Genomic DNA, 15,413 nt, shown 5'->3' with positions numbered 1-15,413 from the left:
AGAGCGGGAGGCAGGGCATGAAGAACCGTCCGAAGGGCGGGCTCGGTCGTGGGCTCGGCGCGCTGATCCCCACTGCGGCGCCGGCACCCGCGCAGCCCAGGGTGCAGCCCGATCCTGGGCCGGTCGCGCCCTTGCTGGCGGCACCGGCACCGGCATCGGTAGCGGCACCGGCACCGGCACCCGAGGTCGAGTCCCAGCAGCCCTCGGCTGCTCTGCCCGAGGTGATCGCCCTGTCGTCCGATGACCTGTCGCCGGTTCCCGGGGCCCGGTTCGCCGAGCTACCGGTCAGTGCGATCGTGCCGAACCCGAAGCAGCCCCGGCAGGTGTTCGACGACGAGGCGCTCGAAGAGCTCAAGATCTCCATCGAGCAGGTCGGCTTCCTTCAGCCGATCGTGGTCCGCCAGCTCGATGACGGCGAGCAGTACGAGCTGGTGATGGGCGAACGCCGGTGGCGGGCGGCCCAGGCGATCGGCCGAGAGGCCATCCCGGCGATCATCCGGGATACGAAGGACGACGCGATGCTCCGGGACGCGCTCCTGGAGAACATCCACCGTGCCAACCTGAACCCCCTTGAGGAAGCCGCTGCGTACCAGCAGCTGCTCGATGAGTTCGGTGCCACCCATGAGGAGCTGGCCCGGCGAATCGGCCGCAGCCGGCCGCAGATCTCGAACACCATCAGGCTGCTGAACCTGCCGGCGCAGGTGCAGCGACGGGTCGCCGTTGGAGTTCTCTCGGCCGGGCACGCCCGGGCACTGCTCGGCCTGGACGACTCCGCCGCCCAGGACGCGCTGGCACTGCGCATCGTGGCTGAAGGGCTGTCGGTACGGGCAACCGAGGAACTGGTGGCACTTGCCGCGACGGAGGAGCAGGCCAAGCGCCCGGGCACCGCGCAGCGGCGGGCCAAGCCGCATGCACCGGCTCTCACCGATCTCGCGGACCGCCTCTCGGACCGGTTCGATACCCGGGTGAAGGTGGACATCGGGCGGAGCAAGGGCAAGATCACCATTGAGTTCGCCACGGTCGACGACCTCGAGCGCATCGTCGGTATCATCGGGATGGACGGCGAGCAGGACTCGGAAGAGGCGTCCTGACGGACCGTTTCACGTGAAACAACCCGGCCTTGGCGCGCGCCTCGAGCGGACAGCCCCGGCCAGGATTCCGGCCCACCGTACGACCACGCCGCTGCTTCGCGGCGTGGTCGTACATCGTTTCACGTGAAACGACGGATGCCAGGTCGGCCGAATCTCCGGGCAACGGACGTTGCCGCCCAGGGGCGGCGATGCCCGCCGCGCGGCCGACCCCTGCCGGTCCGACCTCCGGCGGCGCGGGTCCGCTGCGCCGGTTGGGTCGGGCCTTCATGACGGTGTTCGGGACCGGCTTCTCCAGATCCACGCCCGCTCCGCGGTGACCGCTGGCGACGGTGACTCGTTGAGGAATGCGGGTGTCTCCGCGCGGGTCAGGGGCGACCGTGGCATCGGCGTCAAGGCGGCGCACATCGATCCGATGTTTTCCACAGGCGTTTTCCACAGGGCACCTGGTTTCACGTGAAACAGCGGGTGGACGGGGTTGTCTGCCTGTGGATAACTTCTGTGGACAACGGTCTGGATGACCGCCGCCGTACCGCTCGGCCGGGTCGACACCAGGAGGAACCCCTGGCCGGCCGAAACGGGGAACGACAGGGTGAGCAGACTCGGTTATGGTCAGCCTCGTGCCACACACCCCTGACGCGGTTCCCGATTTCGCGAGATGGCCCTCCTTCCCCTTCGACGGCGACCTACGGGTCAAGCAGCTCGATGATCCGGTCGACGTCGAGCCACCGCGCAAGGGGGAGGGGACGGCGGAGTGCTCGTCCTGCAGCGCGCCGGACGACGCGTACATCTGGGTCAGCGAGCGCTGGCGGGTCCGGGCGATGGACCGACCGACCGGGCTGCCGATGGTGCTGATCCTGGAATCCAGGTCGCACTTCGATCTCGGTGACCTGCCGAATCTGCTCGCTGCCGAACTCGGCGTGATGACCGTACGGCTGGAGCGAGCCGTCCGCTCGCTCGACGGCGTGGCCCGGGTGCACGTGAACCGATGGGGGGACGGATCCGCGCACCTGCACCTGTGGTTCCTGGCCCGGCCGTACGGGCAGCTGCAGCTACGGGGGACCTTCCTGTCGCTGTGGGACAGCATTCTGCCGCCGATCACGGAGTCGCGATGGCGGGAGAACCTGGCACTGGTGGCGGCCTGGCTCGCGGAGTTCGGTGGGCGTCAGCTGGCCGAGCCGCCACGGATCGAGTGGCGGACGCCGTCGAACCTTCTAGAGCAGGCCAGCCACCCGTTCGACGCGGACCGGGAATTCGGTGTCGAGCTGGACGCCGACGGGCGGGCAGCGGGCGACGGGCCAGCCGCCGTACTGCCGATAGAGAGCATCGAGCCAGCCGCTGACCTCGACGAACTCGTCGCGTCCCCCGATTCGGCCGACCCGGAGGACGCGGTACCCGGCAGCTCGAGGGCCGACGCCGTGCCAGCGGGCGTCGACGCCTCCGCCTCCGAGCCGGAGCACACCGGAGCCGCTGTCACCAGCAGCGAGGATGACCAGCCAGGCGGGGAGCTTGACGATGAGGCGAGCGACTGTGCCGAGCAGGCAGTCGGTACCGAGGCTGCCGGGACCGGGATGTCCCGGCGAAGCGCCCAGCCCGAGACGGTCCCGGCAGCCTCGGGCTCAGCAAGAGGCGGGCCGACCGCAGGCGCGGCGACCGGCTCAGCCGCGAGCCGCGGCCCGAGCGACCAAGGTCGCAAGTAGGCTGCCGAGGTCCAACCCGGCGGCCTGGACCGCGAGCGGGAGCAACGAGGTCTCGGTCATGCCTGGAGAAACGTTGACCTCCAGCACGTGCGGACGACCGTCGGCGTCGACGATCAGATCGACCCGGGACAGATCGCGCAGGCCGAGTGCCCGGTGGGCAGCGACCGCGGTCGCCGCGATCTCGCTGGCCGTCTGCGGATCCAGTCGGGCCGGAGCGTGCCAGGTCGTCAGTCCAGCGGTGTAACGGGCCGCGTAGTCGTAGACCCCGTTGCGGGCCACGATCTCGACGGCCGGCAGGCTCTCCGGCCCGGACCCCCGGTCGATGACGGAGACCGCCACGTCCATGCCGGGGACGTACCGCTCCACCAACGCCGTCGAGTCGTATGCGAAGCAGCCGACCATCGCGGCGGACAGCTCTCCTGCCGCCCGTACGACGGCCGCTCCGAGCCCGGAGCCGCCCTGCGCCGGCTTGACCATCAACGGCAGCCCGAGTCGCTCGACGATCCGGTCCAGTACCGCCACCGCACCGAGCTCGGAGAACCGGTCGTGCGGCAGTGCCACCCAGTCCGGGGTGGGGATACCGGCCTCCCGCAGCACGGTCTTGGCTGACGGCTTGTCCCAGGCCAGCCGGGCCGCGCGAGCGTCGCAGCCGACGTACGGCACGCCACACAGGTCGAGCACACCGCGCAGTGACCCGTCCTCACCGGTCGCCCCGTGCAGCGCGATTACCACCGCGTCCGGGGCGTCGGCGCTCAGGGCGGGCAGCAGCGCGATGTCGGCGTCGCGCTGCTCCGCCTCGACCCCGGCCGACCGCAACGCGTCCAGCACCCGGCGGCCGGACTTCAACGACACGTCCCGCTCATAGGAGAGACCCCCGGCGAGAACCAGGACGCGCAGCTCGGCCGGCATGGTGGCAGCGGAGTGATCCGGCAGTGGGCTCATGCCCGAATCATGCCAAGTCGGGGCCGGGCGTGTCCGCGCCGGGGCGGCGGCGTCGGCTTCCGCCACCGGACACCGGACCGAACACCTCGCGCATTGCGGCTTCCCGCTCCATCACCCCGGCCAGCCGGCGGACACCTTCCCGGATTCGCTCCGGCGGCGGGTAGGAGAAGTTGAGCCGCATGTTGCCGGAACCCGAGCCGTCGGCGTAGAAGCCGGTGCCGGGAACGTACGCGACCCGGGCGGCGATCGCCCGAGGCACCATCGCCTTGGCGTCCAGGCCCTCCGGTAGCGAGGCCCAGACGAACAGTCCACCGCTGGGCCGGGTCCAGCTGGTGCCGGCGGGCATCAGATCGGCCAGCGAGTCCAACAGCGCGTCCCGGCGCTCCCGGTACACCTCGCGGTAGATCTTGAGCTGCTCCTGCCACGGCATCGTGGCCAGATAGGTGGACACCGCGGCCTGTGCGTACGCGCTCGGGCAGAGGATCTGCGCCTCGCTGGCGATGACCAGCTTCTCGCGTACCGCGTGCGGAGCGAGAATCCAGCCGACCCGCAGGCCGGGCGCGAAGGTCTTGGAGAAGGTGCTCAGGTAGAAGACCCCGGCCCGCCGGCGGGCGCGCAGCGGTGCCGGTGCCGGGCCGTCGAAGCTGAGCTGACCGTACGGGTCGTCCTCGACGACCAGCAGCCCGGCCCGCTCGCAGATGTCGAGTACGCGCTCCCGCCGCTCGTCGGTGAGGGTGACGCCGGCCGGGTTCTGAAAGTTCGGAATGGTGTACAGGAACTTCACCCGGCGCCCGGACCGGGCCGCCTCGGTGATCGCCTGATCGAGTGCCTCCGGGATCAGCCCGTCGTCGTCCATCGGAACGTGCACCACCTGCGCCTGGGCGGCCTGGAAGACGCCGAGGGCACCGACGTAGGTGGGTCCTTCGGCGAGGACGACATCACCCGGATCGAGGAAGATGCGGGCGATCAGGTCCAGCGCCTGTTGGCCGCCGACGGTGACCACCACATCCTCCGGGGACGCACCGGACGACACGTCGATGCCGGAGAGCGACATCACCTCGCAGATACGTTCCCGCAGGTCGAGGGTGCCCTGGCCGATGCCGTACTGCAGGGTCGAACTGCCGGTCTCGGCGGCGAGCCGACCGAGCATCTCGCCGACCGCGTCCAGCGGCAGGGCCGCGATGTACGGTGCGCCACCGGCGAGTGAGACGACTTCCGGACGGCTGGCGACCGCGAACAGTGCCCGGATCTCCGAGGCGGTCATCCCTCGGACCCGGCGGGCATAGCGGTCGGTGTAGTCGTCGAGCGTCGTGCCGGTCATGACCCTCACCTCGATACGCGTCTCCCCGGTGGTGCCGTGGCGGGCCGCGACACGCACTGATCGTCTGATGGTAGTCCGGCGTGTCGTCGTTCGGCCCGCGCATTACCACGCCGACCACATGTCGGACCAGTGAATCCGAATTGGCGACGGTGGTGGCCCGGATGTCGGTCCGACCCCTCCCCTGGCGCGTCGTTGCGGCGTACGATCGCTGGTTGGGGCAGGAGACGGCGGGTGGGGGAACTCGGCAGGTTTCGACACTCGACCGGTTTGGTGGGAGATACGCCGATGTCGCGACGTCTGGTCAGCTTGACGCTGGACACGTTGGAAGAACTACCGAGGTCCTGCCGGCGTTGCGTGTTCTGGGAGCTCGATCCGGTCGCCGCCGACCGGGCCAGAGCCAGCGGGGATCCGGCGTTGGACAAGGAGGCCTGGGTGTCCCAGACCCTGCTCGAGTGGGGTTCCTGCGGCAAACTCGCCTACGTCGACGGGATGCCCGCCGGGTTCGTCATGTACGCGCCGCCGGCCTACCTGCCACGCTCGATGGCCTTTCCGACCTCGCCGGTCTCCGCCGACGCCGTACTGCTGACCACCGCGCACGTGGTGTCGCCGTTCGCTGGCGGTGGACTCGGCCGGATGCTGGTGCAGGGGGTCGCTCGGGATCTGACCAAACGCGGGATCAAGGCGATCGAGGCGTTCGGCGACGCCGCCGCCGATCCGGACGGGCCGCCGGAGCGGCGTAGCTGCCTCGCGCCGGCCGACTTCTTCCTGTCGGTGGGCTTCAAGACGGTCCGGCAGCACCCGAGGTTTCCCCGGCTGCGGCTGGAGCTGCGGACTGCGCTGTCATGGAAGTCGGACGTGGAGTACGCGTTGGAGAAGCTGCTCGGCTCGATGAGCCCGGAGAGCCTGCTGCGTCCCGCCACCCGGGCGATGACCAACTGACGGTCAGGCCGTCGCGGGGACATCCACGACGGCCCGCAACGTGCGGACGTCGATCGAGCCGGTCGGGACGTCCAACTCGACGGGGTAGTACATCCGCTGGACGGCGGCGACGAGCGCCTCGGCGACCTGGTCGCGAAAGGCCGGCTGGATCAGCCGTCGTCGGTCCCCGGCAGAGGTCAGATAGCCCACGTCGACCCGCACCGCCGGCATCCGGGTCAGTCGCAGCAGCTCCCAACTCTTGGCATGCACCCGGCAGTCGTGCAGCCCGGTGCGGACCACGATCTCCCGCTGCACCAACCCGGCGAGGCGTTCACCGACGGTCGACGTGACCCCGTTGCCGGTCCCGTAGTGGTAGGTCGCCACCCCCTCTGCCGCCGGATTCGCGTGCCCGTCGACATGGATCGAGATGAGCAGGTCCGCGCCGATCTCGTTGGCGAACCGGGTCCGCTCCGGGTCGCTCAGCGCCTGGTCGGTCATCGGCCCCCGGGTCAGGTGCACCCGCATTCCGGCGGCGGCCAGCCGACCTTCCAACCGGGCCGCCAGGTCGTACGCGAGATCCGCCTCCGACCAGCGCAACTCCCCTTCGGCGACGACGACGCCCCGGTCCGGGCCGCCGTGGCCGGGGTCGACGAGGATCGTCTTGCCGACCAGGTTGGGACCGGACTGGCGGAAAGCGTCGACCTCGCGGAGCCACTGGGGCCGGCCACCGACGACCTTGCGGCCCAGTCGGCGGATCGCATGCATGGTGTACGGGCCACAACTGCCGTCCGCGGTCAGGCCCACCTCCCGCTGGAACTGGGTGACGGCGTGCGCCGTACGGCCGCCGTAGATGCCGTCCGCCCGGCCCACGTCGTATCCCATTTCCAGCAGCCGCTCCTGCAGGGCTCGGACGTCCTCGCCGACCAGCGGATCCGGGACCGAGTGGTAGAGCGACCGGTCGCCGAGCCGCCAGCGGGCGGCGTCCAGCGCCCGCCAGGTTTCGGCGCCAACCCGACCGTCGATGCTCAGTCCGCGGCACTGTTGAAACGCGCGTACGGCGTGTTCGGTCGTGGGGTCGAAGAAGTCCGCGCCCGGGGCCGGTTCAAGCAGATCCAGGCTGACCAGGATAGAGCGGATCTCGGCCACGGCGGGACCCTGATCGTCACGGCGGATAGGACGCACGAGACGCCGACCTCCCCCCTGCTTCGAGCGGGACGTCCGGAGCCTAACCCGCCTGCGGAGTGCCCGTATCAGGGTTGTCGTGATGCGGGCCGTACAGGGGAGTACCCGGCTGGGCGGCCGATCAACCTCGGGGAACCGATTGTGCGCCCGAGCAGACAGGTGACGAGGCCGGCCCCGGTCCGACCGGGGCCGGCCTCGTCACCCGCCTTGGTGGGCTGGCCTCAGAAGGCCGACTCGATGAGCTTCACCAGGTCGCCCTTTGGCCGGGCACCGGCAACGGACTGCACCGGTTCGCCACCCTTGAACACCGTCAGGGTGGGCACCGACATCACCCGGTACTTGCGGGCGATCTCCGGGTTCTCGTCGATGTTCAGCTTGACGATCGACACCTTGTCGCCCATCTCGGCGGCGATCTCCTCGAGCAGCGGCGCGACCTTGCGGCACGGCTGGCACCATTCAGCCCAGAAATCGACCAGTACCGGCTTGTCGGACATGAGTACGTCGCTGGCAAAGCTGGCCTCGGTGACCGCTCGGGTAGCTCCCACGGGAATCCTCCTCCTCGACCGCCCGGCTGCGCCGGCGGTCAGACCTCTTCGAGTGTGGCGAGGTAGCGCTCGGCGTCGAGCGCCGCCGCGCAACCGCTGCCGGCGGCGGTGATCGCCTGCTGATAGGTGTGATCGACCAGGTCACCGGCGGCGAACACGCCCGGCACGCTGGTGCGGGTACTCGGCGAGTCGACCGTGACGAAGCCGTTCTCGTCGAGCTCGACCTGGCCGCGGAACATCTCGCTGCGCGGGTCGTGGCCGATCGCGACGAAGACGCCGGTGACGTCGAGCGTTTTGGCCTCGCCGGTGTGTGCGTTACGGATCCGGACCCCGCAGACCTTACCGTCGGAGCCGAGAATCTCCTCGACGACGCTGTTCCACTCGACCCGGATCTTCTCGTTGCCGAGGGCGCGGGCAGCCATGATCTGGCTGGCCCGGAACTCGTCGCGGCGGTGCACGATCGTCACGGACTCGGCGAAGCGGGTGAGGAAGGTCGCCTCCTCCATCGCCGAGTCGCCACCGCCGACCACGACGATGTGCTGGCCACGGAAGAAGAATCCGTCACAGGTGGCGCAGGATGAGACCCCGTGACCCAGGAACTCCTGCTCGCCGGGTACGCCGAGCGGCCGCCACGCGGAGCCGGTGGCGAGGATCACCGACTTCGCCCGGTAGGCGGTCTCGCCGACGTACACGGTGCTGGTCTCAGCCCCGCCCGGGGTCCCGGTGTCGGCCAGGTCCACCCGGGTCACGTCGTCGGTGACGAATTCGGCGCCGAAGCGCTCGGCCTGCTTGCGGATCGAGTCCATCAGCTCCGGACCCATGATCCCGTCGGGGAAGCCCGGGAAGTTCTCCACCTCGGTCGTGGTCATCAGGGCACCGCCGGACTGCACCCCCTCGATGACGAGCGGGTTCAGGTTGGCACGTGCGGCGTACACCGCGGCGGTGTAGCCGGCCGGACCCGAGCCGATGATGATCAGGTTACGGACCTCGTCCACTGCCGACTCCCAAGGTGTGATTCTGCCAATCGGCGACCGTTGATAGGAACGTCACGGCGTCGGGGCGTCATTCCCGTTCCGGTGCCGCGTGGTCCAGGTCACGCGGCGGTACGGTCACCCTACCTGTGTCGAGTAACGGGTGTCCGCGCCGGCTGAAGGCGTACCACAGTCAGGTCCGCTGACCCAGACCCACGAGGAGCCGCTGCTGTCGGTGAAGGCGACGATGAGGGCGGCGGCACCCTCGAAAGCCGCGAAGTCGACCAGACCGACACTGAGCACTCCGTTGCCGTGCTCGCTGGTCACCGCTGCGAGGCAGTCCGCGAGCGCCGCCGGCTCGCCGAGCCGGCGCAGCGGCGCGGCGACCGAGCTGGGCGGTTCCTGCAGCACGGTGTCGCCGCCTGGGGCGGGTTGCCCGAAGTCCGTGCCGGTCCGGTCGGCCGCCGCCGCGACGATCGTCGCGCGCTGGTAGTCGGTGCCGCTGAACGTCACCCGTGGCGGGGGTGGCTCCATCATCGTGCTGGCCGGACCATTGTCCTCGGCCGTCGGCGGCCCGGTGGCGCTCTCCGGCGCGCCAGCGGCGGTGGTGCTGGAGTCGGTGGCGAGGTCGTCACCGAACAGGTGGTCCAGCCCGAAGCCGGCGAAGGCGGCGGTCGCCGCGGCGACCGCGATGGGCGCGGCCATCCGCTGCCAGCGTCGGCCAGCCCGCCGCGCCCGTGTCGCCGCCAACGGCGTCGGCGTCGGTAGGGCGTCCGGTGCGGGCGAAGGCGAAGCATCTGGCGACGACTGGCCTGCTGACGTTCGCAGCGGCGACATGTCGGAACCGGTAAGTACGTCGGCGGGTGGCTCGGCGGCCAGCGCCGCGTTGATCCGGTCGGCGACCCCCTGTGGGATGGGTTCGACGCCGCTGCCCCACTGCGCCAGCATCCCCCGGACCAGTTGGGACGCGCCGAGCAACTCGTCGTGGGCTGCCCGCCAGGCCGGCCGCTCGGCGACCAGCCGTCGCACCACGACCTGTTCCAGGGTGCCGTCGAGCGCCCCACCGACATAGTCGGCGAGCAGATCCCGATCGACCTCCTCGAACTGGTCGGCGGTCACCGTTCCTCCTTGCCACTGTCACCGTGCGCGGACCCGGATGGGCGTGCGGACCCAGATGGGACGTCGTCGAGGCGGCGGGGGTTCCGTGGCGCGAGCGACTGTACCGACGCCGCCGGCAGCGAGCCGGACGAGGCCGACCCTGACCCCGACCCGGGTACGGTCGGGACATCCGTGCGAGGCGGGCGTAGATGGCCCAGCAGGCCGGCGAGGCGGGCGCGCCCCCGCGCGCACCGGCTCTTCACGGTTCCCTCGGCGACTCCGAGCATCAACGCGACCTCGGCGACCGGGTAACCCTGCACGTCGACCAGGATCAGCGCGGCACGTTGTTCCACCGGCAGCTCGGTGAGTGCCTGCCGGACCACCAGCGCGGTGTCATGGTCGACGGCGGGCGCCGCCGGCTCGACGCCGCGCACCCTCTCGTCGTCGCGGTTGCCGTCCGGCAACGGCACGGTGGGGTGCGCCTTACGTCGGCGGAGCCGGTCCAGGCAGGCGTTGACCACGATGCGGTGCAACCAGGTGGTGACCGCAGAGTCACCACGGAACCGGGCGGCACCGCGATGCGCGGACAGCAGCGCGTCCTGCAGGGCGTCGGCGGCCTCCTCCCGGTCGCTCAACGTACGCAGGGCGACCGCCCAGAGCCGGTCGCGGTGCCGGTGGAACAGCTCGGCGAAGGCCTCCGGATCGCCCTCGACATGGGCCCGGAGCAGGTCGTCGTCGCCGAGGTCAGCCCGGCGTACGGTCATGGCCCCTCTACCGTTATCTCCTGCACACCGATCTGGTACCTTTCGCCGCCGATCGGAGGCAACTTGGTGATCCACACCAGCAGGTACTGGTAGGTCTCGTCGGCGGAGAACCCGCTGAACGTGAGGGTCGCGCCGTCGGCGTTCTCGAACGGCTCGCCGATCCGGTCGGTGAAGGTGTCCACGACCTGGGTGTCGCCGTCGCGGCTCGACCCCGGGTCGGCCGGCCCGGCCAGCAACTCGGCGGACGCGCCGGCGGCCGACAGCTCCACCCGGACGCTGGTCACCGACCGAGGTTCCTGCAGGTCGATGAGTACGCCCATGCCGCGTTTGAGGTTGCCGAAGTTGGGACTGCGCTCGTAGGCGTCGGTCTCCCAACCGGTGTTGGTGTCGCCGTCGACGGTGGCCGCGACACCGTCGAGTTCGTCGCGGGCGCCGTCGGCGTCGACGATGCGCACCTGGTCGGCGGTGAGGGCGATCGGTCGCGGCTGGGCCGCGGCGCTGGTCTCGGTCGGGCCCGGCGTGGCGGTTGCCTGGGCATCCGGCGGGGTCGGCAGACCATCGCCGCCGCCGTCGCTGTTGTTGGCGAGCGCGTTGATGCCGAAGAAGAGTCCGGTGACGGCGATGACGAGTAGTCCGGCCACGCCTGCGGCGATCTTGCGGCGGGACGCCGGGGGAGTCTCGACCGGATCGTCCGAGGCGGAGAACCGCAGCGGGCCGACGCTGTCGAGATAGTGCTCCTCGGTCGCGGCGTCCAGCCGGCTCAGCTCCGCGGCCAGCACCTCCGAGGAAGGTAGCGCGAGGCGTGGGTCGAGCAGGTCCATGGTCAGGTCGTCGAGGTACGCCGGTACGCCGGCGCGCAGCTGACGCGGCGCGGCGACCGCCCCGGTGGCATCGCGCAGGGCGTCCGGCAGCGCGCTGCGGCCAGCCTCGTGGTGTGGCCAGTGCCCGGTCATCGCGAAGTAGAGGACACCGCCGATGGCCCGGATGTCGGTTTCGTAGGTGTCCGAGCCGTCGGACCGGGCGTCGGCGAGGACCACGCGTCCGTCGTGGCCGATCATCACCGTGCCGGGGTGGATGTTTCCGTGCACCATGCCGGTCGCATGGACAGCGGCGATGGCGGAGGCCACCGAGTGGGCGATCATCGTCGCCCGGGCGGCGTCGAGTGGGCCACTGCCGGCGATGACCTCGCGCAACGAGTCGCCATCGACCCACTCACGCACGACGTAGGCGCGTTGCCCCTCGTCGATTGCGTCGTAGACCCCGACGAGGTTGGAGTGGATGACCCGACTCGCCCGTACGGCTGCCTGGAGCATCTCCATCGCGGAGTCGCCGCCGGGATAGCGCAGCACCACCGCGACCGGGCGGCGCAGCACCACGTCGACGCCGCGCCAGACCTGCCGGCCCGCACTGTCGTTGTTGACGTGCTCAGCCAGCTGGTAGCGGTCGGCGAGGATCTCGCCGACCGTGGGCGCATCGAGGGCCATCACGGGCGGATTGGCCGCATCCGCCCCCCGGCCCTCGCCGACCTGGGTCACCCGACCTCCTTTGTTGGTCGCTTCGATCGAACGGCCGGTCCTGATTGTCGCGGGTGTCGTGCTTGTTCTCACGGTAGGTGCTTGTTCTCACGGTATCGGAATACTCGCTGACCGGCTCACGTCGGTGGGACGTCGCTTCCTACGATAGATGTCGCACGCACCCGTCCAAAGCGACCTTACCCGGGTTCCGCAGCGACCAACATGTCAGCTTCACGCGGCCCGCGCCAGGCGATCACACCGCCGCGGCCCGAACGCATAACCTCCGGCGCGAATATACGTTGTACCGCCCGGGTGCCACTGCCCACCCGATCGGGACCCTCCCGGGCCGAGTCCGGCCACGGCCCGTAGCGGCGATCGTGGTCCTCGGTTATCCACAGGGTCTGACCTGCTGTTGAGCGCGGTAGGCGAAGTTATCCACAGGGCAATCCACAGGGCGTGGGCAAGTCGCTCCGGACCGGGGTCAGCGCCCGAGCCGCCGCCGGACCATCATCAGCAGGTCGTTGACCTCCCGGATGCGCAGCGCCACCGACAGGCCGAGATAGGCCGCCGCGATCGCCGCCCCGCCGACCAGAAGTTGGACGAACGACGTCACCTGGCCAGGCGAGTCGCCGCCCGGCAACACCGTGACCACCAGCCAGCCCACCAGGGCGGCACCGGCCGCCGCCAGCGCGACCTTGCCGAAGGTGACCATGATCGCGCCGAATCCGATCCGGCCCACCCGTCGGCGGAGCAACCAGGCCGACAGCACCGCCGCCGCCAGGTACGACACCGCGTTGCCGACCATCAGGCCGGCGGCGGCGAACTGCACGGACAGCATGACGTACAACCCCACCTGCACCAGCACCCGCAGCAGCACCACCGGGATGTTGATCAGAGCAGGGGTCCGGGTGTCCGGCAGTGCGTAGAACGCGAAGGTGAACAGCTGGCTGACCGCGAACGGCACCAGCGCGGCCGCCGCAGCCAGCAGCACGACCGAGGTGGCTTCGGCGGCTTCGGTGTTGAACGCGCCGTACCGGAACAGAGCGGTCGACAACGGCGTGGCCAGCACCGCGTAACAGACCGCGATCGGCGCGAGTACCGCGGTGACCGTCCGGGTGCCCCGGGACAGGTCGGCCGCCACGTCCGCCAACCGCCCGTCGGCGGCGGCGCTGCTCATCCGGGGCATCAACGCGGTGATCACCGAAACCGCGATGATGCCGTGCGCCATCATCATCAGCAGGAACACGTTGTTGTAGATCAACGGGCCGGCTTCGTCGTCGTCGCCGGCGCGATTCAGCAGGTTGAAGACCACCACCAGGCCGAGCTGGCTGACCGCGACGTAGCAGAACATCCAGGCGCCGAGCCGACCCAGCTCGGCGAGGCCGAGCGCCCGGAAGTCGAACCGCCAGCGCCACCGGAAGCCCACCTTGCGCAGGGCCGGGAGCAGCCCGGCGGCCTGCACCATCACGCCGAGCAGCGTGCCGCCACCGAGCAGCACGATCCGGCCAGCGGTCATCTCGTCCGGACTGACGATCCGGGCACCGAAGACCGCGATGTACGTGCCGAGGGTGGCGATCACCACCAGGTTGTTCAGGATCGGCGCCCACATCGGCGCGGCGAAGTGGCCCCGGGTGTTCAGCAGCGCGCTCACCAGCGCCGACAATCCGGTAAAGAAGATCATCGGCAACATCAGGTACGACAGCAGGGTGACCAGTTCCCGGAACTCACCGGTGGTGCGGTCACTGGAGTACAGAAGAGTCAGCACCGGTGCCGCGGCCATCGCGACCAGCGTCGCGCCCGCGAGCGCGAGCACCGCCAGCGTCAGCAACCGCTGCGCGTACGCCTGGCCCTGATCCGCGTCCGACTTGCGCCGTCGCACCAGCACCGGCACCAGCACACTGGTCAGGATCCCGCCGAGCAGGAACTCGTAGACCATCCCGGGAAAGATCTGCGCGGTGGTGTACGCGTTGCCGACCAGCGACCCGCCGAGCGCGGCGGCAAGCACGAGCGTACGCAGGAATCCGGTGCCCCGGCTGACCAGGCTGCCCAGTGCCATGACCGCGCTGTTGCTGGCGGCGCTGCCGCCCTCGGGCTGATCCGGCTCGCCCGGCGGGCCGGGCGTCGTCGCCGGCGGTTCGCCCGGCGGTGCGGTCGCCTCCACCAGCGGTTGCCCGCCGGGGCCGACCGAGATCCGGGTGGCACCGTCCGGATCCGGACCGGGCCCGTCTGAAACCAAACCGTGCCTGTCCGGGTCGGCGTTCGTGCTCCGGTACAACCCGCTGCTCATCGAACCTCCACCCGACGGTACGCCGGGACCGTGCACTCCGGGCGCAGGCTCGACCCTATCGGCCGTCGTCGTCGGCCGGGACGATGCCCGACAGTGCGTCGACCACCCAGGCGGCTTCGGCCGGCACCACCGGCTCGGTCAGCGCGTCGAGCACCGTCGGATGATCACAACCAGCCGCCTGCAACGCCTGCGCGAGCGACGGCACCGCCGCCAGGTCGCCCCGGTCGCGAATCCGTCGGGCCAGCGGCGCGACGGCCGGTGCCCGCCGCCACGGGGTGTCCAACAACCGGCGGTGCCGGTCGGCCGCTCGGCGTACCAACTCGGTGACGCCGTCGAACGGAAACGATTCGGCACCGGGGGCACGGGCCGGCGTACCGCCGTCGGGGATGTTCCCGGCGGTCACCCAGCCCCAGCCGGCCGCGTACCGCCACTGCACCTGTTCGCCGTGGTCGAGGTGGTCGCGGACCCGTTGGGCCACCGCGTCGTCGTCGAAGATCTGCGGATCCGCCGTGACCGGCGTCGGCCACCACGACGGGTCGGTGAACAACGCCAGCGGCGGCTGCTGCGGACCGGCGGGCTCGCTCGCGATGCCGCCGTCACCGTCGCTGTCGTCACCGTCACCGTCGCCGTCGGCGCGGCGCAGTGCGCGCAGCGCGGTGGCCAGCATCGTGGCCGCCCGATCCGTCTCGCCACGCTCATCCGCCGGTGGGGCGTAGCGGTGCAGCAGCGCCACCAGCAGACCTGGGTGTGGCCACGCCGGGTCGTCGAGGGCGACCACCCGGCCGATAAGGTCCAGCTCCGCCCAGCGCAGCACCGGTGCGAACGGCCGGCCGGCGTCCAGACGCGACAGCGGCACCGGTTCGCTGGCGCCGGGTTGGCGCAGCCCGAGCTGACACTCGCCGTAGGCGAGGTCGACGTCGAGGACCAGCCCGTACCCGCCGGCGACCGGCAGCGGCAGTCGCAGTTCGGCGGGGTGACCGGCCGGTGGCTCGCCGGCCGGCGGCAGGTACGCCGCCCAGAACGCCGGATCAGCGGTCAGGCTGCACAGATGCTCGGGAACAGGCACGGTGATTCATCCTGCCC

13 protein-coding genes are annotated in these 15,413 nt (G+C 70.6%); 3 read left to right on the top strand and 10 right to left on the bottom strand.

Going from position 1 to position 15,413, the window contains the following annotated elements; genetic code table 11:
- Positions 1-17 precede the first annotated feature (17 nt).
- Together ACFHVL_RS03105 and ACFHVL_RS03100 are read left to right on the top strand one after the other, a co-directional pair.
- Positions 18-1,091, top strand: a complete 1,074-nt coding sequence (locus ACFHVL_RS03105; protein WP_416625332.1) for a ParB/RepB/Spo0J family partition protein — start codon at positions 18-20, stop codon at positions 1,089-1,091.
- 605 nt (positions 1,092-1,696) lie between these two features.
- Entirely contained in the window at positions 1,697-2,788 is a 1,092-nt protein-coding gene (locus tag ACFHVL_RS03100; RefSeq protein ID WP_416625330.1) for a hypothetical protein, read from the top strand.
- On the opposite strand, the gene ACFHVL_RS03095 is transcribed toward ACFHVL_RS03100, so the two are convergent.
- Entirely contained in the window at positions 2,747-3,730 is a 984-nt protein-coding gene (locus ACFHVL_RS03095) for a D-alanine--D-alanine ligase family protein (protein WP_416625329.1), read from the bottom strand. The genes ACFHVL_RS03100 and ACFHVL_RS03095 overlap by 42 nt on opposite strands.
- 7 nt (positions 3,731-3,737) lie before the next feature.
- A complete protein-coding gene (locus ACFHVL_RS03090) occupies positions 3,738-5,051 on the bottom strand; it encodes a PLP-dependent aminotransferase family protein (RefSeq protein ID WP_416625327.1) in 1,314 nt (437 codons plus the stop codon).
- Between the two features lie 285 nt (positions 5,052-5,336).
- Here ACFHVL_RS03090 and ACFHVL_RS03085 point away from each other — a divergent pair, with 285 nt between their 5' ends.
- Positions 5,337-5,990 carry a GNAT family N-acetyltransferase gene (locus tag ACFHVL_RS03085; protein ID WP_416625325.1) on the top strand — a complete coding sequence of 218 codons (654 nt, stop codon included), beginning with the start codon at positions 5,337-5,339 and terminating at the stop codon, positions 5,988-5,990.
- Positions 5,991-5,993: 3 nt separating this feature from the next.
- On the opposite strand, the gene ACFHVL_RS03080 is transcribed toward ACFHVL_RS03085, so the two are convergent.
- The 8 genes from ACFHVL_RS03080 to ACFHVL_RS03045 form a co-directional block, all read right to left on the bottom strand.
- On the bottom strand, positions 5,994-7,151 hold the full coding sequence (locus ACFHVL_RS03080; protein ID WP_416625324.1) for an N-acetylmuramoyl-L-alanine amidase: 1,158 nt from the start codon (positions 7,149-7,151) through the stop codon (positions 5,994-5,996).
- A gap of 221 nt (positions 7,152-7,372) precedes the next feature.
- Positions 7,373-7,696, bottom strand: a complete 324-nt coding sequence (trxA, locus tag ACFHVL_RS03075; protein ID WP_416625322.1) for a thioredoxin — start codon at positions 7,694-7,696, stop codon at positions 7,373-7,375.
- A 38-nt stretch (positions 7,697-7,734) separates the two neighbouring features.
- A complete protein-coding gene (gene trxB, locus ACFHVL_RS03070; protein ID WP_416625320.1) occupies positions 7,735-8,691 on the bottom strand; it encodes a thioredoxin-disulfide reductase in 957 nt (318 codons plus the stop codon).
- 114 nt (positions 8,692-8,805) lie between these two features.
- Positions 8,806-9,786, bottom strand: a complete 981-nt coding sequence (locus ACFHVL_RS03065) for a hypothetical protein (protein WP_416625318.1) — start codon at positions 9,784-9,786, stop codon at positions 8,806-8,808.
- Positions 9,783-10,529 carry an RNA polymerase sigma factor SigM gene (gene sigM, locus ACFHVL_RS03060; RefSeq protein ID WP_416625317.1) on the bottom strand — a complete coding sequence of 249 codons (747 nt, stop codon included), beginning with the start codon at positions 10,527-10,529 and terminating at the stop codon, positions 9,783-9,785. Before sigM ends, ACFHVL_RS03065 begins: the two co-directional genes overlap by 4 nt.
- On the bottom strand, positions 10,526-12,064 hold the full coding sequence (locus ACFHVL_RS03055; RefSeq protein WP_416625315.1) for a protein kinase domain-containing protein: 1,539 nt from the start codon (positions 12,062-12,064) through the stop codon (positions 10,526-10,528). The genes sigM and ACFHVL_RS03055 overlap by 4 nt, the downstream gene beginning before the upstream one ends.
- A 460-nt stretch (positions 12,065-12,524) precedes the next feature.
- Positions 12,525-14,330: a murein biosynthesis integral membrane protein MurJ gene (murJ, locus tag ACFHVL_RS03050; RefSeq protein WP_416625313.1), complete on the bottom strand. Its 1,806-nt coding sequence runs from the start codon at positions 14,328-14,330 to the stop codon at positions 12,525-12,527.
- Positions 14,331-14,385: 55 nt separating this feature from the next.
- The gene (locus tag ACFHVL_RS03045; protein WP_416625312.1) at positions 14,386-15,396 is read right to left on the bottom strand and encodes a hypothetical protein; all 1,011 of its coding nucleotides are present in this window, start codon (positions 15,394-15,396) and stop codon (positions 14,386-14,388) included.
- Positions 15,397-15,413: the final 17 nt, after the last annotated feature.

The organism is Micromonospora sp. LOL_023 (genome assembly GCF_048060115.1).
Taxonomy (GTDB): Bacteria; Actinomycetota; Actinomycetes; order Mycobacteriales; family Micromonosporaceae; genus Micromonospora_E.
Note: the sequence above shows the minus strand (reverse complement) of the source record. Positions and strands in the feature narration are given on the sequence as shown.